At 44.0% G+C, this 23,636-nt stretch carries 19 protein-coding genes and 2 tRNA genes; 7 read left to right on the forward strand and 14 right to left on the reverse strand.

From position 1 onward, the window contains the following. Nucleotides 1–12: 12 nt before the first annotated feature. The 5 genes from NIAKO_RS30055 to NIAKO_RS30075 all read right to left on the reverse strand — a co-directional run bounded on the left by NIAKO_RS30055 (nucleotide 13) and on the right by NIAKO_RS30075 (nucleotide 8,339). Complete coding sequence (locus NIAKO_RS30055; protein WP_014222240.1) at nucleotides 13–1,371, reverse strand: glucoamylase family protein; 1,359 nt, start codon at nucleotides 1,369–1,371, stop codon at nucleotides 13–15. A 48-nt stretch (nucleotides 1,372–1,419) separates the two neighbouring features. Further along, nucleotides 1,420–2,937 (reverse strand): RagB/SusD family nutrient uptake outer membrane protein, encoded by a 1,518-nt coding sequence (locus tag NIAKO_RS30060; RefSeq protein WP_014222241.1) that lies wholly within the window; start codon nucleotides 2,935–2,937, stop codon nucleotides 1,420–1,422. An 18-nt stretch (nucleotides 2,938–2,955) separates the two neighbouring features. After that, nucleotides 2,956–6,291 (reverse strand): TonB-dependent receptor, encoded by a 3,336-nt coding sequence (locus NIAKO_RS30065; protein ID WP_165761287.1) that lies wholly within the window; start codon nucleotides 6,289–6,291, stop codon nucleotides 2,956–2,958. Nucleotides 6,292–6,523: 232 nt separating this feature from the next. Further along, the gene (locus NIAKO_RS30070; protein WP_041347478.1) at nucleotides 6,524–7,663 is read right to left on the reverse strand and encodes a FecR family protein; all 1,140 of its coding nucleotides are present in this window, start codon (nucleotides 7,661–7,663) and stop codon (nucleotides 6,524–6,526) included. A gap of 106 nt (nucleotides 7,664–7,769) precedes the next feature. Beyond that, nucleotides 7,770–8,339 (reverse strand): RNA polymerase sigma-70 factor, encoded by a 570-nt coding sequence (locus NIAKO_RS30075; protein WP_014222244.1) that lies wholly within the window; start codon nucleotides 8,337–8,339, stop codon nucleotides 7,770–7,772. A gap of 141 nt (nucleotides 8,340–8,480) precedes the next feature. Here NIAKO_RS30075 and NIAKO_RS30080 point away from each other — a divergent pair. The 5 genes from NIAKO_RS30080 to NIAKO_RS30100 all read left to right on the forward strand — a co-directional run bounded on the left by NIAKO_RS30080 (nucleotide 8,481) and on the right by NIAKO_RS30100 (nucleotide 11,645). Beyond that, a tRNA-Ile gene (locus NIAKO_RS30080) sits at nucleotides 8,481–8,554 on the forward strand. Between the two features lie 375 nt (nucleotides 8,555–8,929). Next, entirely contained in the window at nucleotides 8,930–9,670 is a 741-nt protein-coding gene (locus NIAKO_RS30085; protein WP_014222245.1) for an outer membrane beta-barrel protein, read from the forward strand. 202 nt (nucleotides 9,671–9,872) lie between these two features. Next, a complete protein-coding gene (gene hflX / locus NIAKO_RS30090; RefSeq protein ID WP_014222246.1) occupies nucleotides 9,873–11,057 on the forward strand; it encodes a GTPase HflX in 1,185 nt (394 codons plus the stop codon). Between the two features lie 6 nt (nucleotides 11,058–11,063). After that, the gene (locus NIAKO_RS30095) at nucleotides 11,064–11,420 is read left to right on the forward strand and encodes a Rieske (2Fe-2S) protein (RefSeq protein WP_014222247.1); all 357 of its coding nucleotides are present in this window, start codon (nucleotides 11,064–11,066) and stop codon (nucleotides 11,418–11,420) included. Nucleotides 11,421–11,568: 148 nt separating this feature from the next. Continuing rightward, nucleotides 11,569–11,645 (forward strand) — tRNA-Asn (locus tag NIAKO_RS30100). Here the strand turns inward: NIAKO_RS30100 and NIAKO_RS37995 are convergent. The 8 genes from NIAKO_RS37995 to NIAKO_RS30135 all read right to left on the reverse strand — a co-directional run bounded on the left by NIAKO_RS37995 (nucleotide 11,608) and on the right by NIAKO_RS30135 (nucleotide 18,409). Beyond that, the gene (locus NIAKO_RS37995; RefSeq protein WP_071884260.1) at nucleotides 11,608–13,242 is read right to left on the reverse strand and encodes a recombinase family protein; all 1,635 of its coding nucleotides are present in this window, start codon (nucleotides 13,240–13,242) and stop codon (nucleotides 11,608–11,610) included. The two genes, NIAKO_RS30100 and NIAKO_RS37995, sit on opposite strands and share 38 nt — an antisense overlap. A 140-nt stretch (nucleotides 13,243–13,382) precedes the next feature. After that, nucleotides 13,383–13,736: a hypothetical protein gene (locus NIAKO_RS30110; protein WP_014222248.1), complete on the reverse strand. Its 354-nt coding sequence runs from the start codon at nucleotides 13,734–13,736 to the stop codon at nucleotides 13,383–13,385. Nucleotides 13,737–13,790: 54 nt separating this feature from the next. Next, on the reverse strand, nucleotides 13,791–14,834 hold the full coding sequence (locus NIAKO_RS30115) for a relaxase/mobilization nuclease domain-containing protein (RefSeq protein WP_014222249.1): 1,044 nt from the start codon (nucleotides 14,832–14,834) through the stop codon (nucleotides 13,791–13,793). Further along, nucleotides 14,761–15,198, reverse strand: coding sequence for a plasmid mobilization protein (locus tag NIAKO_RS30120; RefSeq protein WP_014222250.1), 438 nt, complete (start codon nucleotides 15,196–15,198; stop codon nucleotides 14,761–14,763). The genes NIAKO_RS30115 and NIAKO_RS30120 overlap by 74 nt, the downstream gene beginning before the upstream one ends. Nucleotides 15,199–15,321: 123 nt before the next feature. Beyond that, nucleotides 15,322–15,603 (reverse strand): hypothetical protein, encoded by a 282-nt coding sequence (locus NIAKO_RS30125; RefSeq protein WP_014222251.1) that lies wholly within the window; start codon nucleotides 15,601–15,603, stop codon nucleotides 15,322–15,324. A gap of 10 nt (nucleotides 15,604–15,613) precedes the next feature. Next, nucleotides 15,614–17,383, reverse strand: coding sequence for a type IV secretory system conjugative DNA transfer family protein (locus NIAKO_RS30130; protein ID WP_014222252.1), 1,770 nt, complete (start codon nucleotides 17,381–17,383; stop codon nucleotides 15,614–15,616). A 161-nt stretch (nucleotides 17,384–17,544) separates the two neighbouring features. Then, the gene (locus tag NIAKO_RS38805) at nucleotides 17,545–17,718 is read right to left on the reverse strand and encodes a hypothetical protein (protein ID WP_014222253.1); all 174 of its coding nucleotides are present in this window, start codon (nucleotides 17,716–17,718) and stop codon (nucleotides 17,545–17,547) included. Between the two features lie 238 nt (nucleotides 17,719–17,956). Then, the gene (locus tag NIAKO_RS30135; protein ID WP_014222254.1) at nucleotides 17,957–18,409 is read right to left on the reverse strand and encodes a hypothetical protein; all 453 of its coding nucleotides are present in this window, start codon (nucleotides 18,407–18,409) and stop codon (nucleotides 17,957–17,959) included. 236 nt (nucleotides 18,410–18,645) lie between these two features. Between NIAKO_RS30135 and NIAKO_RS30140 the strand changes: the two genes are divergently transcribed. Together NIAKO_RS30140 and NIAKO_RS30145 are read left to right on the forward strand one after the other, a co-directional pair. Then, nucleotides 18,646–19,011 (forward strand): hypothetical protein, encoded by a 366-nt coding sequence (locus NIAKO_RS30140; protein ID WP_014222255.1) that lies wholly within the window; start codon nucleotides 18,646–18,648, stop codon nucleotides 19,009–19,011. 75 nt (nucleotides 19,012–19,086) lie between these two features. Next, entirely contained in the window at nucleotides 19,087–20,364 is a 1,278-nt protein-coding gene (locus tag NIAKO_RS30145) for a hypothetical protein (protein WP_014222256.1), read from the forward strand. 458 nt (nucleotides 20,365–20,822) lie between these two features. Here NIAKO_RS30145 and mobF read toward each other — a convergent pair whose 3' ends face one another. Beyond that, nucleotides 20,823–23,561 (reverse strand): MobF family relaxase, encoded by a 2,739-nt coding sequence (mobF, locus tag NIAKO_RS30155; RefSeq protein WP_014222258.1) that lies wholly within the window; start codon nucleotides 23,559–23,561, stop codon nucleotides 20,823–20,825. Nucleotides 23,562–23,636: the final 75 nt, after the last annotated feature.

Here is a 23,636-nt window from a genome sequence, read left to right on the forward strand (position 1 = left end):
GGACGCTCCCGTTCATTTAAAATGCGGGCTTACAAAGCCGAGGCTTTTTAACCCTGTTTTTACTTCCGGGCAGCTCATAAATAAATTCCACAGCAACCCGCTGCGATAATTTTCCATCATTACAACAATAGGCCCCTGATCTATAGCCAGGTACTTTTGTGGATACCAGCTAGCCGACTGGCTAAACGCATCATAAAAGCCATAAGGGCCATAGAGTTTATCTTTTTCATCGCTGTACCAATGGCGCAAGGCCTGCATAGATTGTTGTGGGGTATAGGGAAAGGAGGATAATGCTGCGGTGGGTGATATAACACCCAGATCAGTATTCTGGCCCGGCGCATGCGCGGCATAACCAGCCACGGAGTAACTGGCAGTAAGCCCCCAGCTGTCGGGTCCATAGCATTTAAAATACTTGGGATTTTTTACGCACCAGGCATAATTGATGAGGGTTTGATTTTTATTTTCTTCCCAATAATCGGCATACCGGTCCCTTAATCCATGCGGATCGAGCCCCAGGTAGGAGTAATGCGCCCAGAACAGCGGTCCGCCATACGGCGAATCTCCCTGGTGATATAGTTGTAAAGAATAACCAAATACCGGACAGCGTGAAACAATCTGACCATTCTGCGCCCAGCCTTCGTGATATACTTCTGGCGGCACGCCATGCGTTTGCGAAGACGCCGCCAGGATATACATAATCAAACATTCATTATAACCATGCACCGGAAAATTCATTTCCCAGTTATAGGTGGGGCTCCAGTGCCAGTACAAAACGTTTTCACCATGGCGGTACCAGTCAAACTCTACATCCTGCCACAACGTATCGATGCGGGCAGCCAGTACCTGCTCGGCAGAATCGCCTTTTGCAAAGAATTGCCGGGCACAAAGCAAGCCCTGTAACAGGAAAGAAGTTTCAACCAGGTCGCCGCCATTATCCTTACGGCCAAAGGGTTTTACCCTGCCTGTTTCTCCATACATCCAATGTGGCCAGGCTCCATGAAAACGATCGGCATTTTGCAGAAAATGAACTATTTTTTCCAGTCGTTGCCTTCCCTGACCGCGGGTAATAAAATTGCGGTGAATCCCTACTAATAACGCCATAACACCAAAGCCACTTCCTCCGGTTGTAACCACATTTTTATCATTTTCCGGATATACATCATCAACATTAATACGTTCCCGGGCCATACCGCTGTGCGGTTCGGCGCCCTCCCAGAAGTATTGAAAAGTTTGCTCCTGAACCTGGGTAAAAAGTTCCTCATCATCTGGGGTGAACTTTGCTTCCCCATTAATTGGCTTTTGCGAGTTCGAGCAACGGATCAATAAAAAAGAAAAAATAATCGTAATTAAGGTTAGCCTGAAACGTATCATTGCAGCGATCATTTAGTTTCGGTACTTGGGCGGGTACGATCAGGTAAACTATAAATTCGAGTTCAGGTCTTTTTGCGCCTGTGGTACTGGTACATACTCCTTACCGGGCGCAAAGCCCTGCGGCGCCAATACAGTGGCAGCCTGGCCGGTGCGTATCAGGTCATTATATCTTTCTCCCCACCATTCACAGGCAAACTCAGCCCGGCGTTCGTCCAATACCTGCTGTAAGGTTACGCCTGTTACCGGGCTTAATTTTGCCCGGGTGTGTACCAGGTTATAATTCACATCACCACTCTGACCTTTTCTGATACTTGCCTCGGCATTTAATAATAACACATCTGCATACCGTAATACGCGCACGTTGTTATTGGAACCATAGTCTGTTCTTCCCGGCGTCATTTGATTGGCAGGCAAATAAGCCTTGCCCATGAACCGGGTTTGGGCATTCGAGTTTCCATAAATTTTATCACCAGATGGGGTGGTTACAAAGCTGTTTTCACTTGACCCTGCAAACAATACACTTGTTTTCAGGCGAACCGAATCGTTCCGGCTGTTGAAAAAGTCGACAATAGTTTGCGTAGGCGACAAAAATCCCCATCCCGAAACAGGACTGCCTTGCTGATTCCCGCTAGGTCCCTGGAATGTAAAAAATGCGCCAGGCAGTACATTGGTTCCCGTACTGGTGCCAAAATCAGTAAACTGCAGCTCAAATAATGATTCGTCCGACAGCTTGCCCGGGATTTTCCAGAGCTGATAGAAATCCGGGAACAGGGTGAATTTGTGACTGGCGATAATATCATTTGTAGCAGACAAAACTATATCCCAATACGAACTTCCATTATTGTTACCGGCTGCATCAGCCGCTGCTTTAGCCTTTATTAAAAGAGCGGTATATTTTGTTACAGCGCCTTTGGGTGAAGCCTGGTTAGGCCGGGCATCTGGCAGGTAGCTTATACAGGAATCCATTTCACTGATCACCCACTGGCGTATTTCCAGTACGGTGCTTTTTGTTGTGGCCGGCAAATTATCATTGTTCTTAAGAATAGGCACATCTCCAAATACCCGTGAGATCAGGATATGCGCCCAGGCCCGGATAACCCTTACTTCGGCTCTGTATTGATTATATAATGCCAGGTTGGTGGCATCCCCGGCAGGGATATTTGCCCGGTATTTATCGAGTTCGCCCAATGCATTGTTGCAATACAATACTACCGCATAGTGATCGACCCAGTAATTATTGTTGCCCCAGAAAGTAACCACGCCCGGATTATCGTTTTGAAAGTTTTTAATATCCGTAAGCGTTCCCTGGTCATTGGGCGACGATCCTTTGGCCACATCATCGCCACGTACTACCCGTACGCCACAATCCATCCAGTGTACAAAGCCCGGGTTTTCACCTGCTGCTGTACGATATACCCCCGACACAGGTGAATACATAGCGCCTATATTGGTGTAATCGATGGAGGCACTATTTTGCTTGTCTTCCGTTTCGCGGTCCAGGTACTTCTTACATGCTGTTGCCTGCATCACCAGCAGTAGAAATAAAATATATTTAGTTGTGTTCATGATCCTTCGTAATTAAGGTTAATAAGTAATTCTTACCCCAAGTGAATAAACTGCGGTAGTGGGATAAACATTAGTATCGTAGCCAAACGAGGTGTTTTGGGTATAGGTGGAATTGGATAGAATTGCGGTCCGGTCTTTCGGAAGCTGAGCCGGCGTGGCTATTTCAGGCGTAACGCCCGAGTACCTGGTCCAGATAACCGGGCGATCGGCGGTAGCATATATCCTGAAGGAAGCGCCATTTGTTCCACCTACTTTGAAATTGTAGCCCAGTTGTATATTCTGCAATCGCAGGTAAGCGCCGTTCTCTACAAAAAATGAACTTGGACTGTTATTCCATGATTGCGTGGTAGCAATAGCAGAAGGATATTTATTGGTAGAACCTTCGCCAGTCCACAAGCTGGTTACAAACTTTTCATCCCCGTTCATGTCAGGGAATTTTTGCCGGGTAGCCCGGTTATTGTTCAGGATATAACTTCCTCCTACACCCTGGAAGAAAATGCTCAGGTCAAAATTTTTGTAATCCGCGCCAAGATTAAACCCATAATTGATTTTGGGAAGATAACTGCCCAGGTTTACCCGGTCCAGCTCATCGATCTTTTTATCATTGTTCACATCTACATACTTGAAGTAGCCTGGCTTTACTCCATTGGCAACCGCATTAGGGTCGGCATTTACTTCGGCCTGATTCTGGTAAATACCTGCTACCTGGTATCCATAAAAGAAGTTGAATGGATCTCCTACCTGCGACAGGGTTGGGAACTCGGCCAACCCACCCGGGATGTTTTTAAGGCCGTTCAGGTCAATCACCTCATTTTTTACAGTGGTAATATTTCCGCCTATATGATAGCCCAGCCCGCCTATTTTATCGGCCCAATCCAATGTTACTTCTATGCCGCTGTTATTTACCTTACCCCAGTTACCATATACTTTTATATTGCTTATATAAGGGAAAGTTCTTTCAAATGCCAGGTCGCTTGTTTGGCGGTGATAATAATCCACCGAACCTTTCAATCGCTTGTTCAAAAGTGAAAAGTCAATACCGCCATCCCACTCGGTCACTACTTCCCATTTTACCGTACCAAATAAAGGATCGATGCGATAACCGGTAACCGGTACGCCATTACTGGTAGCGGTGCTGTTGAAAATGCCTGAATAATCATTGCCACTGTACACAACTGCATAACCAGAGCTTGGTGGCACATTGTCGTTACCCAGTTTTCCCCAGGATCCGCGAAGCTTCAACAGGTCGAATATTTTGTTGTCCTTCATAAAGTCTTCATCCGACAGCACCCAGCCCACACCAACTGAAGGGAAGTAGCCCCATTTTTCCTGGTATTTCGACGTTCCATCGGCGCGGAAAGTAGCCGTTAATAAATACTTACCGGCATAGTTATACTCCAATCTGCCAAAATAAGAAAGTGAGGTATTCCTGAAACCCGTTTCATTATAACCATTCGACCGGCGGGAACCCTGGTCCGCATACCAGTATATTTGGCTAGGCGGTATACTATCGGTGATCACCTGGGTTGACCTGAACTGTTCCTGCCGGGCCGATTGACCCAACAATACGGTCCAATGGTGTTTGTCTTTACTGTCTTTGTAGGTAATTAAATTATCCAGGATGTAATTCTGTGTTCTATCCTCTGTGGTAGTTAACACTGATACCCGCGCCTGCTGAATATTATCAACATAGTATTCAGGCAGGTAATTCTGGTTCAGGTTAGAACCATAGCGCTGGCTTAACTGGGAGCGAACAGACAATTTATTTTTTATGATATCTGCTTCCAGGTAAACGGACGGCAGCACCTGGAATCCTTTTGTTTTGTCGTACCAGTATTTGGCAGCAGCAACCGGGTTATTAAAAACGCCGTTGTTAAACCCAAGCGTGGAAGAAGAAGTATATTTATCAGGCTTTGCCAATGTATTGGTAGGATCGAACACCGGGTATAATGGCGAAGCCATATACGCCAGTGAAAAAGCACCGTTATTTGGATTCTGTTGGGTGAAATTGGTGAAATGCGCCGTGATACCCATCTTTAAAAAATCATACGGTTTGGCTTCTATTTGAAAACGGCCGTTATATCTTTTATAGCTGTTATCGGTTTCCATAACACCATCCTGGTAAAAGTAATTCAACCCAAGTGTGTAGTTTACTTTAGCCGAGCCGCTACTTATATCCAGGCTGTGGTTGTGCATGAGCGCTGAGCTCTTCAACAATTCATCATACCAGTCAGTATTGGTGGTTGGGTTTACGCCACTACCGCCAAATTTGGCAACTGAATTGGTAACGCGGATAGAATCTGCTGAAGTTTGCTTGGCCAGCTCCATCGCTGCATATTGCGATCCATTGGCCAGTTTATAATTACCTGAAGGCTTTTGCACACCAAAGTACCCGTTATAGGTTACCCGGGTCTTTTGATTGTACTTTCCTTTTTTGGTAGTGATAATTACAACGCCGTTTGCGGCCCGCACCCCGTAAATGGCAGCCGCGGAGGCATCTTTTAAGACCGACATTTCACCAATATCATTGGGATTTAAAAAGTCGATATTGTCAACGAACATCCCATCCACTACATACAAGGGCGAAGTGTTATTGAACGAACCAACCCCTCTGATGCGTACAGTAGGCGTACCGCCCGGTGCTCCGGTAGTAATAACCTGAACGCCTGTTACACTGCCTTGCAATGCCTGCATGGGGCTTGCTGTGGTGCGCTTTACCAACTCTTCCGTATTCACCACCGCAACCGGGGCCGTCAGGTCTCTTTTTGTGCTGGTACCATAACCTACTACAATTACCTGTTGCAGCGATGAGGCGTCGGCTGCTTTCAATGTGACGTTGATGGTAGCGCGCCCATTAACGGCTTCTTCCTGCGTTTCAAAACCCAGCGAAGAAATTACCAGCACCGCACTATCCGGTACTGTCAATGCATAATTGCCTGCCCCATCGGTAGTGGTGCCAATGCTTGTATTCTTGACAATCACCGATGCACCGGCCACCGGTTCGCCTGTAGTACCGGTAACCCTGCCCGTTACCCTTATGTCCTGCATTACAGCCAACCCTGTTTTTAGAATCACCAGGTTATTGGCCATTAATTGATAGGAGAGGCCGGTATTGTTCAACAACCTGTTTAACACTTCAGTTACTTCGGCATTAACCATTGTGAGTGTTATGCGGGGAGCATTGGTCACCAGTTTTTCATTATACAGAAACCGGTAGTTGCTGTTCTTTTCTATAAATGATAAAGCTCTTTTTAATTGGGTCGACTGAAAGTCAACACTGATCCTGTTTTGAGAATAGCCACCGGCTGTAACATGAAGACAACTGATTAGTATTATAGCGAATGCAAGCTTCATAATCCGGACGAACTTTAGGAAAAGCGGGTCCCTGCCGAAACTCAGCGGAATTCCGTTTTTTTTCATACTTTGTTAATTGGAAGGTTAAATAATAGGTGTTTCCTGCGCCTAAACAGGAAATCTCATTTCAGCCTGTATTTTACCTGGCGGGATCTCACTGCAATGAGGTTCCGCTTTTTATTACAGGCTTATGAACTGTTGTTATTCATTTGCAATCGTTTTGATTTTTAAATCATCTGCCTATCGTTATTTTATTTCCATGTATGGTATAATGAAAAGGGGTTGTTACGCTCATGTAATCAAGGGCCTGTTGTATGGTTTCAGTTGTAAAAGAGCCAGACATCGGCTCGGTTTTTAATTTTACATCCTTAAATACGATTTCCACATTGTACCAGCGTTCCATTTTTTCAGCTATATCAGCAAACAATTCATTATCAAAAATCAGTTTGTTTTGCACCCACGCGGTTTCTATAACCGTGGTATCCTTATAAGTTAAATTGCTGAGCGATACAAAGGGCTGATGGCTGCTGCCAGTCTTATCTGCTTTACCGGCAGTGGTTTCATTCGTTGCTGAATTTTTTACCACCAGTTTTTCATTGGGGCGTAATAGGAACTTTTTTTCGGGCTGGTTATGCACCTGTACTTCTACTTTGCCATGTATGAGGCTGGTTTCGGTTTGTTTATCTTTGGGATACGCTTTTACATTAAAGGCGGTGCCCAGCACGCGTACATCAATATATTGAGTATGGATAATAAAGGGCACGCGTTGTTTTGTTCCGGGAACTGTTACTGGCTTTACTTCAAAAAATGCCTCGCCACTTAATTCTACCTCGCGTATATCGCCGCCAAAATCCCTATTATAGCTAAGTTTACTGCCTGCATTCAACCAAACCTTTGATCCATCGGGTAAATTGATGGTTGATTTAGATCCGTTGAGCGTACTTACCACCATAGGCTCTGCGGTTTGCACCACGGGAAAAGGGCGGGCAGCAACTGCCCGTTTTGTTTCTGAATTATACCAATAAATGATTACTACCATAAGTACAGCGGCTGCAATACTTACGATCATCATTTTTTTTCGGGAATACTTTTGAGTAACTGAATATGTATGTCCGGGTTGAAGTGCGGGATCCTCATCAGGATGGTCCCAGTCTGTGGTGGTTGATCTTAATCTACTGACATGACGGTTAAATGCCTCCTCTGCATCATTGTTTACAGGTGTAGGCAAATTCCATAAGTCAGTTATGTTTTGAAGTGCATAGTGCATATCAGGGTCGCTACGCAACAGACCCTCCAGTTCGTTCAACTCATCGGCGCTTGCCTCACCAGCCAGTTTTTTACCAATTAAAAACCAGGTTCTGTCCTTACTCATTGTGTATAATAGATATACACATAAGGACACTACTGTAAAAAGCATACCCCTAAACCAGCGAAAGATTTTTTTACATAGGTAGCGGGGGGGAATATCCGGCCATGGCTTATGAAGACATAGTAGTTCGAATATCAAAATGAATGGCCAGCCCAATTTTACGGATGGCAATAGCCATTTGATTTTCAACCGTCTTCACAGAAATATGCAATAGGTCTGCCACTTCCCGGTACTTGAGGCCATCCTCCTTTATCAGTTTGAAGATAAGTTGGCAGCGGGGCGGCAGGTCATTGATAGCTTTTTGCACCCGGTTCATCATTTCGGCCGTAAGCATTAATTTTTCAGGGTTGAAATAAATGCTTTGCAACTGCACGAAGTATTGATCGGGTTGCATAATGATCTTTTTCCGGGTACGCAGGTAGTTGAGGGCGCCGTTGCGGGTACTGATAAAGAGGTATAGTTTGAGGTTATTAATACGGGTAAGGCCAGCCCTTTTCTTCCATACCTTTATAAATACATCAGAAACGATTTCTTCCGCCACTTCGTGGGAACGGACAATGGAAGCGGCAAACTGCTGCAGGGACTTATAGAAATGGGCAAACAGTTCCTTATACGCGGACTGGTCGTCAAAAAGCGCAATGCGCTGTTGCAGTTCCGGAATGTTGGCGCTGGCAAGCATAATAAAAAACTGCTAATCGTTCTGAAAAAAAGACCAAATGGTTGGTCGGAAAGCTGCTGCTAAGATAATTTAAAAATTAAATGAGATTTCTGTCATGTACTGAACGAATTTATCTAATTTTGCTGCTCTTTGAAACGAAATGGATCCTTAGCTCAGACGGTTAGAGCATCTGACTCATAATCAGAGGGTCGCTGGTTCGATCCCAGCAGGATCCACAGCTTTTTGATTTAGAACGAATCCACTTAGCTCGGACGGTTAGAGCATCCCGACGCAGTCGGGAGGGTCTCCCGATAGATATCGGTAAGGATCCACACTAGTTCTTATTTCATGTTGACTTTCTCCTCCAAAAAATTATCGGGAGGGTTAGAGTATCCCTTACACAAGACTGCCAGTTCTTTGGTCGATTAATACAGGGGCTCTGTAGTGTAAAATTCCTTGTTTGACGTATCGCTCCCCGATAGCCGCAGGAACGGTTCGTAATAAAGTCAACCAATTACCTCTTTTGCCCATGGCTTGCTATGGGCTTTTTTGTAACCTTAACCTTTCATTAACCCTGTGAAAGATACTTTTGACAATCATTTGAGAACAGTATGAAAAAATTGATTACGCTTTCCCTCGCATTGGCATTTGTACTTCCCTTATTTGCACAGGATTCTACCAAGACAGCTCCCAAAAAGTGGAAGTATAACCCCAACCGGGCTAACGACCACTTTATGATACAAGTGGGATATAATGGTTGGGCTTCTAAACCAGATACCATTAATACAAAAGGTATCCCCCGCACCTTTAATATGTATTTCATGTTCGACTTCCCCTTCAAAACAAGCCCCCGCTTTAGTGTAGGCCTTGGTATTGGTTTGGGAACCGACAACTTCTATCTTAATAAACAAACCATCGACATTGCAGGCAGATACTCCAATCAGCTTGCTTTCAAGGCAGATACCACTTATTTCAAAAAATACAAAATAGCTACTACTTATCTTGAAATACCAGTTGAGCTTCGTTTTGCCGCCGACCCGGATAACACCAATAAAAGCTGGAAAATGGCCGTGGGTGGAAAGATCGGAACCATGTTAAGCGCCATGACAAAGGGTAAGAATTTAATGTCAAGCAAAGGCGGAGTTATTAACAACTATACCGAGAAGATAAAATCAAAACGATACTTTAATAGTACGCGCCTGGCCGTAACCGGTCGCATAAGCAAAGGGGTGTTTGGTATTTTCGGTTCTTACCAGGTAAACCAGTTCATTAAAGACGGAGCTGCAGGCTCGGGATCGCCCTTATACGATGTAAGGCCGTTCACGATAGGCTTATGTATCAGCGGTTTATAATAAGGTAATCACTCATCAATATACGATCCGGAAGGAGTTTCGCCACAGCGACCACCTTCCGGATTTTTTATTTTCAGGCCTCCCGGTTAACACCCACCCGGTAACCCAAACCACAATAACCCGGAAAGTAAGTCCCTTTCGCAAACCCATCTACCCCAGTTTCCGACTTTTCAGCTTACTTTTGCACCGAAAATCGAAGGACTTGTTAGATAAGAAGAACATCATTCAAAACGAAGAGAAAGCTGTACTGGTAGGACTGGTACATAAACTACAAACCGAAGAACAGGTTACAGAGTACCTGGACGAACTGGCATTTCTGGCCGAAACGGCCGGCGCCAAAGCCGTAAAGCGATTTGTACAAAAGCTGCCGCATCCCGATAGCCGCACCTTTGTTGGTAAAGGCAAGCTGGAAGAAATTAAAAATTACATCGAAGGCCGGGATATCAATATTGTAATTTTCGACGATGAACTAAGCGGATCACAGATCCAGAATATTGAAAATGTGCTCGAGGTAAAAACCATCGATCGCAGCGACCTTATCCTGGACATTTTTGCCCGCCGCGCCAAAACCGCACAAGCCAAAACCCAGGTGGAACTGGCCCAGTACCAGTACCTGATGCCCCGCCTGCGTGGAATGTGGAAACACCTGGAACGGTTAGGGGGTGGTATTGGAACAAGGGGTCCCGGTGAAACGGAAATTGAAACCGACCGGCGGATAGTTCGTGAAAAAATAGCGTTGCTGCGCAAACGCCTGAGCGAAATTGACAAACAGTCGGCCACTCAACGTAAAGACAGGGGCGAATTTATTCGGGTAGCACTGGTAGGTTATACCAACGTGGGCAAAAGCACCATCATGAACCTGCTGTCGAAAAGTGATGTTTTTGCCGAAAACAAATTATTCGCTACACTCGATACCACTACCCGCAAAGTAGTTTTTGAAACCACGCCATTCTTATTAAGTGATACGGTAGGGTTTATTCGCAAACTGCCGCACCACCTGGTTGAAAGTTTTAAAAGCACGCTCGATGAGGTACGCGAGGCCGACATTCTCTTGCACGTTGCCGACACCTCGCATCCGCAATACGAAGATCAGATTGGCGTAGTAAATAAAACCCTGCAGGAACTGAATGTAATTGACAAACCCACGATCACCATTTTCAATAAAATGGACCAGTACGAAAAAAACACCTTCGATCCCTGGCTCGAGGAAGAAGTACGTACCGAAATACTGGTGGATCTGAAAGAACGTTGGGAAAATCAACTGCAAGGCAATTGCGTTTTTATTTCTGCCACTGAAAGAAGGAATATCGACGAACTGCGCTCAACCATCCTGAACAAGGTGAAAGAATTATATAGAATCCGGTATCCATATAAAACGGGTTTTTAAGAGGGTATGTCCGAGAAAAAATACCAGTACCACCAAATAGCTGAACATCCCACTGAACTCACCTTCAGCGATCACGGCATTGCCGTGGTTGAAATAAAGGGAAAAAAGATCTGTATTGCCAGGTTTGGCGAGGAATGGTTTGGATTTGCTTATAAATGTCCGCATGCCAGCGGAATTATGTCGGAAGGATATATAGATGCTGTCGGAAATGTGGTTTGCCCGGTACACCGGTATAAATTCAGTTTAAAGAATGGCCGGAATACGAGTGGAGAGGGGTATTATTTAAAAACATATCCGGTAGAAGTGCGGGGCGAGGCCCTTTTTGTAGGTGTTCCGGATGGCGGATTATTTAGCTGGCTGTAGGATTCAAAAAAATATTCGAAAAGAGGACTAATTTTTCTATTCTCCTTGTTTTTGTAAATGATAAATTCCTTATTTTTGCTGCCCGTTTCGGATAAGAGGTAGCAACTAACTACCGGCAAGTCAAGCAGTTCTGAAATGGGAATCATATTCCTCCTTAGCTCAGTTGGTTAGAGCATCTGACTGTTAATCAGAGGGTCTCAGGTTCAAGTCCTGAAGGGGGAGCCAACCCGGATATTCCATCGAATGTCCGGGTTTCTTTTGTAACATACTCTATTGATATACTGTGTGTTAGAGCGATAAATGCGTTCATTTTTTGGGTTCGATAACAATGTTTTTGAACGCAGTAAAAAATGCCTTCTGGAAAGAGTGTCTTTTGTATTCTTCTTTTTGTTTCAAGAACGCTGGAAGCCCATATTTCACTGAGGTTTTGCAGCTTTTTAAGCGATACAGAAATTAATTTTTCCAGGTTCAATATAGGTCGGGTTAGGGTGTTCAATTCCCTCGTCACGTCAACGATTTTCTCGGTCAAATGCGCATGGGTCAGGTAGTAAGTCTCTTTATCGATCTCCCCGAGACCGTGACGAATTTGCAGTTGCTTTTTTTGTTGCTCCAACGTTTGTAATTGTTTCCGCACCGCATCATCAATTTGAACGTTACCCTGGTTGTACTGATTGAATATTTTAGTCAACTGCATTTTTACGAGCGGCACGATTTTGTCGGCAATCGAGAACGATGACAGAAAATCCATAAACAGGTCGTGGGCACCTCTCTTTTTTGCCCGCAAGGTGGTAAAAGCATTTATGCTGACGCCATTACATTGCAAACATCTATAATAATGCAGCCCTTTTTTCCGTACCAAATATCCGACCATATAGCCACCGCAGTCATTGCATTTCAGCAGGCGGTTTAAGGGGCGTTGATCTTCATCCTTATTTTGCGCATAGCCTGAAGGATTGCCTTCCAGGATGTGCTGCACTTTGACAAAATCTTCATGACTGACAAGCGGAGGCCAATTTCCGGCAACAGGACATTCGAGTAAACTATTGATAAGTATCCCGGCGTAAAAAGGTTTGCGCCACATGTCGCTTAGCCTCTGTTTGCTCATAACAAGTCCACGCACAGCCAGTTTTGTAATAATCTGCGCATCACTATACAAACCAGTGGCTTTCCACTGCCATGCCTCTTTCAGTAGTTCGCCGTCTTTATTGATCTCAATGCGTTGTTTGAAAGCGATCCGATGTTCATCACGTACCTTGCGCCCGAACTGATCGTAGCCGAAAGGAACGACGCCCATCCAGTTGCCCGCTTTCATAGAAGCGATCATGCTGGGGATGACGATCTCTTTCTTTTCCAAATTTTCTTTGAACGCGTGAAACAAACTTTCATAGATGGCGGCTTTGCCTCGTTCTGTTGCGGTGGTGATGCCGCTGCATACTTCGATCAAGATAACGCCTAAATCTTCGGTCAGGTAATTAACAAGGCCGATGGCATTTCCACCAGTACGAGAAAAGCGGCTCATTTTATATACTAAGATGGCGTAAGGCTTTTTGCGGCTTGATTCGATTTTTTCGATCAGGCGTTTAAACTCTTTGCGTGTCCAATCACTTTTGCCACTTTCATATGTGCCGCCGAAATGCTCGGTGATCTCATAAGCGTAAGCATTGGCATACGCTACATTTGCTTCACGTTGGCGCTCAACACTGGAATTTTTATCGAACTGATCTTTTGAACTTACGCGTGTGTATGACCACACTATTTTATTAGATACTTCTTCGGCCTGCTTCTTTGGTACGAAGCGTTGAAAATATTGAATGTTACTCATTGCTGTTGGAATAAAGATTATATAAGGCGAGGGAGAGTTCGTAGACCAGCAAAATTAATTCCGATTTTTCTTCTGGCGATAAATTTCTAACCCATTCGATTGAATTTATTTCATCTTCTGTCAGCATTAAGCTGTTATTATCAGCGCTCACGGTCTCTCGATTTATTTCTGTTATTTTCTTTTGCTTGTCTCAATTTTTCAAGGATCAAGTTTTTCCTTACGAGTTCTTCGCGTTCCCTTTCATGCCGCTCTTTCATAAGATTAGTAAGTTTGCCAATGCTGCTCCATTCCTCCATATAGTTTTGGCGTAATTGACTCAACATTTTTTTGACATCTTTCGGCGCATTTTCGTATTCACCGTTATACGGTGACAATAATTGATCTCCTACCTCTCGACACTTTTCCCACGCCATTTGGGCCGCAGCCGCTAAATGTTTCTGCTCTTGCTCCTGACGTTCTAAAAGCGCATGCATTGCATTATTATTTACAGACATTTTTTAAATTTTTTTAGAATAGATAACCAGGTTTTATCCCGATTATCTATTCAATTATAAATCCCGTTCATTCTCTCTAAACCGTTTGGCTCTTTCCAACTTTGCCCGTTTTAATCTCTCCAATACCTCTTTCTTTTTGGCCTCTTGCTCGTCCATCTGTTGAACGACCTCTTTCAATTTCTCCTTTGACTTTTGCGCCTGATTTCCTTCGACTGTAAATGACATTTGCATCGAGCGGGACTTTTCAACAGATTTTTCCTTTTGCTGCTGCTCGGTGATTTGCCGGATATTGTCATTGGCGGCTTGCTGCAACATTTCCCAACCGACGCGTTGTTTGGCTTTTTCTTTCTGCTTCTCACTCCTTTGTCTTACCCGTACTTGTTCAATTGCTTCTTTTTCTCGAACGAGCTTTGTCGTCTTAAACCGCTCTCGAACTTCTTTCGTTCTTACTTTTTCCAACTGCCGAACTAAATCAAAGGATCTACCTTTTTCATCGATGACCATATAAGGGCGTTGTGTACCCACTGCAATGACATAGCCTTTCTCTGCAATGGTTTTCATGAAGGATGCGGCGCTGTCCGTCCGCTGCCAAACTTTTGACAGATACTCTTTCATTTCTGGACGGCGTTCATTCCGCTCAGGTGTTCTTTCGTGTTCAAGCTCCTTTTCCATTCTTATCCTTGCCCGATCCTGGGCAAGCCTTGAATAATGATTAGGTATCATTCGTTTATGTTCATGATCGTATCGCTCCCAAACGACATGCGCATGAATCCGGCCTTTTTTCTCATGCAGGACGATGGCGCGTTTCTGACCCGTGTAGCCTACCTCTTGTTCCAGTATTTCCGCAGCCCGTACCCAATCATTCTTAGTCATTTGCTTATCGTCATCATAAGCCGGGCATATCTGCACGTGATAAAGCCCTTTGTCACTTTTAGTTAACTCACTGGTCAACGACATTTGCAACAATGCTTTTTTCAAATTGTCCGGGTAACACGTTCCCTGAATGTCCAGGACCCGAATATTGTCATTGTCCGCTTTCGTCAGCAGGTAATTCGCCAGTTGTTTGCCGTTCCCCCGTACGCTCCCCCGTATGACCATGTTCGAGTAGATTTGAAATATGATTGGCAAGAGTGCTTAAATCGGTCAAGGTCTGCGCAATCAAGGTTTCTTTGACCGTAACGGAATAAAAAGCTTTCTTTTCCGCATTCATCGCTTTGGCAATCTGGTTTACGTTATTGCCGATCATACTGATTTGGTGTTGCAGGCCCATGAGCATTTCTCTTTCAGGCGTTGCCATCCTGGTGCGGGGCTGTTTTCCTATCGTTCGATTTTTGATAAAATCCGTTACCGTCATGCCTGCGGCTATTGCATTTGCTTGCAGTACGGCTTTATCTTCTTCGGTTGTGCGCAGCTGAATCAGCACGCGCTTTTTATTTTCATTTGTATTATCTGCCTGTGTCATGCTGAAATGATTTGTGCGGTGTTAGGGGGTTAAGGGGGAATGTTTTAAAACATCCCCCTTACAAGACGACTTGTGATGACAAGTCACGTCTTGCGTGCAACCCCCACATGAAATTCCGGGCGATTAACGTTCTCTATCCCTGTCGGAACGTGATTGCTGTCGTGACCTTTTATACTCTTCTAACTCCTGTTGATGCTTGCTCATCAGCTCTGCTTTTTCTTTTCTAAAACGGTCATTATGCTCATCACGTTCTTTCGCGAAACGGCCTGCGAGATTAGTGTTGCCGTCACTGTCAAGCAAAGCGTTTTCTTGCCTCTCCAATAATTGATTCCATTGACCTTTTTCAGCGCTTTTTAGCTCATTTGTCTCCTTGTTATGCTGAAGCAAAATGGTTCTAAGACTCATGACTTAAAGTTTATGCGTTATAAAAAGGATTGGCATCGTGCCTGTCGTAGAGTTCAGGCATTTCGTAATAAGGCTGTTTGGGAAAATATGTCGGCGGACGCTGTTCGACAAAAACAAAGATGTTGTCTTTTGAGCCACGTCTGATTTCGTCCGCAGTTGCCAGTGGCCGCGCGCTGGCACTCGGCTTTCCATCATCATACGTCACAACCGTTTTTACTCCCATTTGTCTTTCCAGGTAAGCAGATGTCAGTTCATCATTTATACCGAGAAACTGGCGAACAGTCGCATTGCTGATAAAGGTTTCCCATGCATCACCGTAGAGAGATTTAACCTGGGACAAGTCTTGAAAAATAGGCCACATGGTGACGTTATAACCCGCGTAAGTCGCAAAAGCCGTTTTAAGCTCGGGCAGGTAACCCAATGCAGCACACTCATCAATCAGAAAGGTAATGCGCTTGTTTGTGCGAGCGCGGATGACAGCACGCAAAGCAGTTGTAAACACAAGACGCAACCATTGACTTTGCGCTTCCAATTGATCAGGCGGTATAATGACATACAAGGTCGTTTTGCCGTCACTCAGCTCTTTAATATCAAACGTTGAAGATTCAAGGGATTTGCGCAGGGCAGGTGATTTGAGAAAATCGGTTTTGTCGAGGGCCGTTGATAAAATTGAACCCCAAGCCTTCTCAGATGCTTCGATTAAATACACTATCTCGTTAGCGCCAGCCGCGACAATTTCGTTTTCGCTTGCTGCCATAGAAGAAAGTAAATCCATGAACTCGTTTTCAGGCAAGCGCAAGCGCCGCCATAATTCGCCAAGTGTATGAGGTGCTTTTGGCTCTGACGTAACTAAATGTATCAGGAAAGTAGAAATTACAGACCGGGCGCGGCTATTCCAATAGTCATCTCCTTTATTCGACTTTGGAACGATCATTTCGGCAATGACAGAAACATTATCAATCAGTGCATCTGGATTTGTTTCGCCGCTTACTAAATCGAGTGGATTGTAGCAACTACTCTTACCTGGATTGACACCCCACGGATCAAGAATGAGCACCTTATTACCAATTTTGCGTTGATAGCGTGCGGAAATAGCTGCCAATTCCCCTTTAATATCCACACAAAACATTGATCCTGAATAATTACTACGACCTAAAATATAAGGTCCGATCAACGTCGTAAGTTTCCCTGATCGCGCCCCACCCACAGTTATACAATGACCATGCTTGCTGTAAGCGAAATCACCACCGCCTACATAGATGCCATTTCTTTTATGCAAGTCGGAAAAATCATTAAAATTTCCCCATGCTGCTGAACCAAACTGGGTTTGAACGGTTAATGTTTGATTCATCATGGCTTGCCATTTTTGGAAATTCCGCATGATGACAATAGAAACCATCAGATTAAAACCAATGAAGAACACTGTCGGTAGAATATAATCCCTGCGCCCGAAATAGGATTTCATGAAATCTGACGCAAAATAAAAGGCGACACCAATAACAGCCCATACCGCAACTGCGCCGGCTATCATTGCAAAAGTGTAAATTGGTCTATCCCCATCATCATGAAGGATTGGCTTTTCGCCTTTAGGAAAACCGATACGCTTAAATGAGTAGCGATATCCACCGAGCATGCCCATCAGAGTAATAGGCGTTAGGAAAATGCCCATTAAATGCAGTAGCCATTTTGTGAATGTTTCTGAATTGGTGCTTTTTACAAGCGCCTTGATTTCTTCGCGGCTTACACCGAACACACGGGTAGCCTTACTATCATTCTGCATGACAATTCAAGTTTAATTATACAATATTTGTTTCAGTAAATTGGAACCGTTGGTTCCTCGGAATGACTGTTTAAAACAGTCTTGTATCAAGCAAGAAAAATACACCACGTACTCAGGCCCGAGATTTTGTTCTTCCCGTGGGGCATTTTTAATTGAGGCTTTTATTTCTTCTTACTGCCGTTGATCGCGTTCACAGCGCTTGTGCGATCAGTATAAACGGAGCCTCCGCTGCCGCCTACTTGCACTCGTCCTAAGCTGTCCGAGAATTTGATTTTAGCATCATTCTCTTTGGCTGCTTTAATGATTGTTTGGCGATCTGGTTTATTCAGTGACATTTAAAACTGATTTATAAATTCAAAAAATGGGTGTCTCAAAATTCATAGTGGCCACTATGGTGTAAAAGTTGTTTCGGTGGTGGGCGCAAGCGCCATTGCTATATAGCCGGGCTTAAATTTAATCTCTAATGTGCTATCGGCAAGGCTTGGCTATTGCCTGCCAAAAGCGTATTCAACCAGGCGGTAGTGCGTAGCAAAAAATACCGCATGAAAAAAGGATAAGGTTTAACTCACACGCCTATTCCTGACCTGCGTGTTCTTTCAGCAGTTCTTTAAACTCGTTACTCCAAAACTCATTATACAGGGTAATGTCATCAATGAACCAACAACCATTCAGTTTAATGAATTGAATTTTGAAAGCGCAGTATCTTTGATCTTCCTCACTATACTTTCCTGTTTTGGATACTGGCTTTGCTTTTTCATCCATAACGCATACTAAAACGGTGCTATCAAAAAAGCCCTCCTTGATTTCGATCAAGTCATAGATGCTATGCCCGCAGATTATTCGACCGAACTTGAAACAGCTTTGATATTTCTCTGCGTGCTGTTCTTCCAATGTCAACTGCCGAAGGTTAGGCGATAACATGGCGTAAACCTGTTCAGCGTCTCCTAACTGCATCAAACCATAAAAGGCGTGCGTGGTGCCTTTGATCTCTTGGTGATCTTTGTTTCGATTGTTAATTGGTGGCATTGCTATTATGTGTTTTGTTTAAGCGTTAACGAGGATCGAAGATGACAAGTTTTTTGATATAAAAATTCACAAATAGCTATTATTCAATAATTTATGAAGATTACTTTTTCACGCTGCCCCCGTATTAAAACGGGATTTTTTCATGGATTGTGATTTTTTCACGATTAAGCGTTAAATTTTCACAACTATTGAAATAGTTAATAAATCTCTCCTTGACAGAAGTGAGTTCATGAGATATGTTAATTGCCATTTGGAGAGACATCATGGCTGGAAAAAAGAAATCAAAGGTTTTTACCCCCCTAACAAAAAGAACTTGGGTGAATAAGTTTAAGTCAGAGTTTGAAGGAGATACTTCAATCCTAACTGGCTATATGGAATGTATAGATCGTCAAAATCCCGTGCTTGAAAAAATGGTAAAAACTGCAAAAAAATTTGAAGAATTAAAAGAACAGATTTTAAATTTTACAAAAGACCAGGGCGATCTAGTGAAAGAAATGCGTAATAAGTGGAATAGTCCGCAAGCAGATAAATATGGTTTTCCCAAAGCAGATGCGTTGTCTAATCTAAGTCGCACTTACAAAGCAAGTCATTTTAAAAAATAAGCTTGCCTCTATTGATATTGCAAAAGTTTCTCTTATTAATTACCTGCCGTTTGCAGGATTAAAACTATTAACTCAGTGGATGACGTTAAACTCTTTGTAAATACGACCGTCGATTTTGCCCTATTTATAAAGTTCGCAGATTTTATTAATGAACAAGAGCCTAAACAAGTTGATGGTTCTTCGCCAGATTTGTATGAAACATTGCAGGCAATATTAAAATTTAAAAGAAATGATAAGCTAATAAGTGCTGGGACATTACAAAATAAATTCACCCAAGCTCGTAAGGGTAATTTGACATTGCCAGCGGAGAGCTATATAGATTTTTGCAAAAAGTTTAATGACGCATTTTATAAGTTAAATCTGGAATTACAGGATGACTACAAATTAATTAAAGCTGCGTTTGAGCAATGGAAGTCGAACCTTGATAGTACTTATAATATAAAACATGAAAATGCTTATCAAAAATTAGAAGCTATAAGTACAGAAGAAACTATTGAAACATCCGACAACAAGAGAAATGAAAAAAATTCATCAGAGGTTACTCATGATGAATTTTACAATGCCCTTGATACTATTTCTCAATATTATGTATGGAATATTGGATATGGAGACGTGCTTCCATACGAAATAGCCATTGCAAAGATGTTTAAACATTTTGTAATGCGACGCACAGAAAAATACTTTGATGACGATGAGCTGTTTTCACGCGAGAAATTTGATAAATCAGATTTCAGTTACAGGGATTGGAAAATCTATGAACTTTATGGTGAAAAAGTAATTTGTCGATCTCTTCAATTTAGCGATTTATCTGATTTTCAAGTGGGATATTTTCCAGGATTTAAAAGTTATATTACATTAGGTCGAAAGGAGCAAATTGATTTGTCAAAAATAGAGGCTAGTGACTTTGGTTCAGTTTCAACAGAATATATCCATGACGAATTTGTGTTTGATTATTTTCATAATGTAGTTACAATTTCAAATTGTAGTTATGAACGGAATAGTGATTTAATAAAATCGCATTTTAAAGAGAATTATAATTTTCATTATATCCCCCCAAATTGGCGCGATGAAAATATTCAGGCGGGCCATAAATGCACCATGGATGCCAAGAATGTTTTAACGTTTATTCCGGCTTTTTTAGTTGCAGACTTTGACGCACCTTCAAAAAAATCGCCTTATTATGTCGAGTACGACTTAAATAGTGTTGAATTACCTGACAAAATAAAAGCCAGATTATACGGTTGGAAATCTTTAAAATTGTTTCCATTCAGGCATATTCATTTAACGGCATGGTTGTCGCTTGGAGATGACGAACTTGGATTTCCGTTTTATGGGATGGGTGATGATATTTAGCAATCTTGAACATGAAACTTTAAGTATTACTATTTTGTGTACATCCTAAGCATGCTTAGGGAAGATGTCTGACTGTTCAGTATATATGTTTTAACTACACGCCACCTCAGCCCTTCCGTTCTTCCACCACAGCCTCGATAACGATAGGTTGGCCCGCTGTTCCTGGCATTAGATAGCGTTGATCACATACGAATATATCAGACGGCTTTTCGCGGGCGAATAACCGCTTTAACGGTTTCAGGCTGTAACCTTTCAGGATTAATCTTTCAGACGTAAAGCGTAACACGATTAAGTTATGCTCTCCTGCTAAAAACAACCTTACGGACATCAAGAAGGGATAGTAAAAGGTCATTTCTTCGCCGTTCGCCCAATGCACCGTTAAACAGTTATACGATATAGCTGGAATAACATCCGATTGGTGGGGCGTGGGGTCGCCTTCCTTCCACTCTTGGGATAATTTATTGAATGACTGGCTTGGGTGCATACGGTCTTACAGGTCTTTCGATAGCTGGTGATTGTGACTCTGGGGCGAGGGTTAGTTGTGGTGGCGGTGATTCCAGGTAGGCCCATTGCCTTGCCACAAACTGACTGAGTTCAGTCGGCCCCAATAATTCAAGCGCCGATTGTCGGTCACCTATCTGTGAGACTTGCTCCATCAAGGCAGCTTTATCGTCCGTGTAGAGATGCACCTTATCCCTGGCGCGTGACACGGACACATAAAATTGTTTCATGTTTGAGGCAGGAAAGGTGCTGGCTGGCATCGCAATATATACTTCATCAGTGGTACGTCCCTGTGCCCCGTGGGACGTGGTTGTATAACCATGATTGAGATGGCCAAACTCAGGGCTTACACGATATTCAACTTTGGTGGTGGGGTTTATCAATATGATGTCGCTGCCTTCATCCACGGAAACAACTTTCAGGCTTTGGCCATTATTTAGTCGCTTGCCTGTGCGGTCACTACTGCCGCGTGTAATGGTCACACTGTCACCGATTGCTAGAGGTATGACAGTTTTCCTGTAGACGGTGAATTGATGAGCCTTATCCAACGGCAAAGGCAAAGCATTTCCGGCAGGATCTACAACGGTAAAGGTATCACCTGACACGTTACTGACCTGACAAACAGTGCCACGGGTAATGCCGGGCATGTTCTGGTTGAACTGTACGGCAAAACCTGGTTGATACATGCGGCCATCGGCTTTTTCTGCATCGGTGTAGTTGAGATTGATATACCGGGTTACAGGTATGTCATGCTGGCCAATAGTTCCATTGGCTCGCAGGGCGTTTCGTAGTTCAGCGGTGACGGCTTCACCCTGTTGATGTGTCGGAGAAACAACAAGGGCGGTTTTGCCCTGGTTGATCGCCTGCATGTACTCGTTTACCAGTTGTCCGTTCAGTTGATCGGCTTCAATCTCGGTAATGGCGTTAAATTCTTCCAGGCGTTCAAAGGCCGATGTGATATTACCCACTGCAATATCCTCGACGGCTTTGCGATAACCGTCATGACGCTGGCGGTAAATTTTATTGATCTCTGCCGCTTTAATTCCGGCAACGGTATTGAGAATACGCAATGCATCCCCACGCACAACACTGGGGTGCTGGCGCGTGTCACCAAACAATATCAGTCGCGCGTTTTTCTCCGTCACCAATCGCAACAGGGCCGTCATATCTTTTATTCCCAATAGCCCGGCTTCATCAACAATCAAGCAACCGTCCTGCAGGGCGTTTTGCATCTCAGTATCAACCAACAAGCGTGCAACAGTATCAGCCTCTTTAAAACCTTCCTCTCGCATGACGCCACGCGAGGCGCTGGCTGTCGGCGCCACAAGAACGGACTTTATTCCGGTGCCATTGATATGCTTGACCAGTTCTTTTAGCGTTGTGGTTTTACCCGTTCCAGCTCCGCCTTGAACGTTCGATACTCGATCCAATGTCGTCAATACATGGGTAACGGCGGTGGCTTGATCGCCTGCAACGTCAAGCGGCGGCACCATTCTATATAAAGGGGTAAGCTGGCCTTTGCCGGCAATGGCAAGGTCAACCATCCTTTTTTCTTCAGCCAGTACCTCATGAGTGGTACACATAATTTTCTGGCCGTCCTGAATAGTAACAATACGGCTGTCCTGATGGAATGCCTGGGTAATGTCATCAAGCGATAGGCAAGAGTTTTCCAAGCCATAGCGATAAGCAGCGGCCAAAATGCGGCGGTCATGCGCGACAGATGCCCGTTCAAAACATTGTGAAAGCGCATGGTCAATACATTGTTGAGGCGTGACCGATACAACCAGCGTTACAGGATCGCCGCTGTTTTTGCCGTCATCCAGGTTCAACTCAGCAACCTGTCGCAACCAATCTTGTTTCAATTCAGCCAAAGAAATATCTTTTCTCTTTTTGGCGCGGGTCTGTGCGCCAAGCTGGTCAAGCTCTGCGGCATCTGTAATATTGTTCTCTTTGGCAATCCGTTTGATTGCTGCATTTCTTTTAGAGAACAGGTCAATGACTGGCTGTGGTATGCCTTCCAGTTCAAAGGCGGTGGCGGTGCGGCGAATAGTGTAACCTAACGCCGTCAACTTATCGGCTAGTCGCTTATAAAAGCGTTCCTGATAATACGGCATGTCGCGTTTTATATCGCGGAATTGCCCTGCTTTATATACCTGCTCCGTATCATCCCACGTCGCATTGAGTACGGTGCAATGAGAATGTATGTGCGGATCGGGGTTTGTATCATCATCAACGGGCCTGGCAGTCAGGTGTAAAAAGCTGCCCCATAGCAATTCACCTGTAGGGCGGTTTTCATTCTGGCCGTTTTTGCGGACCCGTGTTTGTCCGTCTGCTTCAATGTCCTGCATGGTTTCATGAACGGATTCCTGAAACACGGCAGGAATACGTTCGTCGCCATAAACCGCATAGGCTGTGGAAACTGATTTGGGACAATGATAATTGATATCATAGTAAACGGTGCGGCTATCACTGGTGCGCTGCGTAAGTGTCTCACCTGTAGCCGGGTTGATATTCCAGCACAGTGAATGAAACGCCTCTTTTGTCGTCGGCCCCGCAATTCCTAAGCGGTTTGCAACCTTGCCGTGAAACGCCCCTGGGTACTCCTGGTCATTGATATAATAGTCACCCTGCAGAAACGCATCGTTGAAATAGTCCTCGGCATGGGCGGCGGATTTAACTTGAATCATGCGGATCATGAAAATTGCCTCGCGAGGGGAATAAAATTTTTTGAATAAAAAAAGGCACCGCCCTATGTGAGGCGGTGCCAGTTG

Source organism: Niastella koreensis GR20-10, from assembly GCF_000246855.1.
In the GTDB taxonomy this organism is placed as follows: Bacteria; Bacteroidota; Bacteroidia; order Chitinophagales; family Chitinophagaceae; genus Niastella; species Niastella koreensis.

Coding starts and splice junctions, on each gene's coding strand:
- NIAKO_RS30055 (WP_014222240.1), bottom strand. CDS start 1,371: ATGATACGTTTCAGGCTAACCTTAATTACGATTATTTTTTCTTTTTTA.
- NIAKO_RS30060 (WP_014222241.1), bottom strand. CDS start 2,937: ATGAACACAACTAAATATATTTTATTTCTACTGCTGGTGATGCAGGCA.
- NIAKO_RS30065 (WP_165761287.1), bottom strand. CDS start 6,291: ATGAAGCTTGCATTCGCTATAATACTAATCAGTTGTCTTCATGTTACA.
- NIAKO_RS30070 (WP_041347478.1), bottom strand. CDS start 7,663: ATGAGTAAGGACAGAACCTGGTTTTTAATTGGTAAAAAACTGGCTGGT.
- NIAKO_RS30075 (WP_014222244.1), bottom strand. CDS start 8,339: ATGCTTGCCAGCGCCAACATTCCGGAACTGCAACAGCGCATTGCGCTT.
- NIAKO_RS30085 (WP_014222245.1), top strand. CDS start 8,930: ATGAAAAAATTGATTACGCTTTCCCTCGCATTGGCATTTGTACTTCCC.
- NIAKO_RS30095 (WP_014222247.1), top strand. CDS start 11,064: ATGTCCGAGAAAAAATACCAGTACCACCAAATAGCTGAACATCCCACT.
- NIAKO_RS37995 (WP_071884260.1), bottom strand. CDS start 13,242: ATGAGTAACATTCAATATTTTCAACGCTTCGTACCAAAGAAGCAGGCC.
- NIAKO_RS30110 (WP_014222248.1), bottom strand. CDS start 13,736: ATGTCTGTAAATAATAATGCAATGCATGCGCTTTTAGAACGTCAGGAG.
- NIAKO_RS30115 (WP_014222249.1), bottom strand. CDS start 14,834: ATGGTCATACGGGGGAGCGTACGGGGGAACGGCAAACAACTGGCGAAT.
- NIAKO_RS30120 (WP_014222250.1), bottom strand. CDS start 15,198: ATGACACAGGCAGATAATACAAATGAAAATAAAAAGCGCGTGCTGATT.
- NIAKO_RS30125 (WP_014222251.1), bottom strand. CDS start 15,603: ATGAGTCTTAGAACCATTTTGCTTCAGCATAACAAGGAGACAAATGAG.
- NIAKO_RS30130 (WP_014222252.1), bottom strand. CDS start 17,383: ATGCAGAATGATAGTAAGGCTACCCGTGTGTTCGGTGTAAGCCGCGAA.
- NIAKO_RS38805 (WP_014222253.1), bottom strand. CDS start 17,718: ATGTCACTGAATAAACCAGATCGCCAAACAATCATTAAAGCAGCCAAA.
- NIAKO_RS30135 (WP_014222254.1), bottom strand. CDS start 18,409: ATGCCACCAATTAACAATCGAAACAAAGATCACCAAGAGATCAAAGGC.
- NIAKO_RS30140 (WP_014222255.1), top strand. CDS start 18,646: ATGTTAATTGCCATTTGGAGAGACATCATGGCTGGAAAAAAGAAATCA.
- mobF (WP_014222258.1), bottom strand. CDS start 23,561: ATGATCCGCATGATTCAAGTTAAATCCGCCGCCCATGCCGAGGACTAT.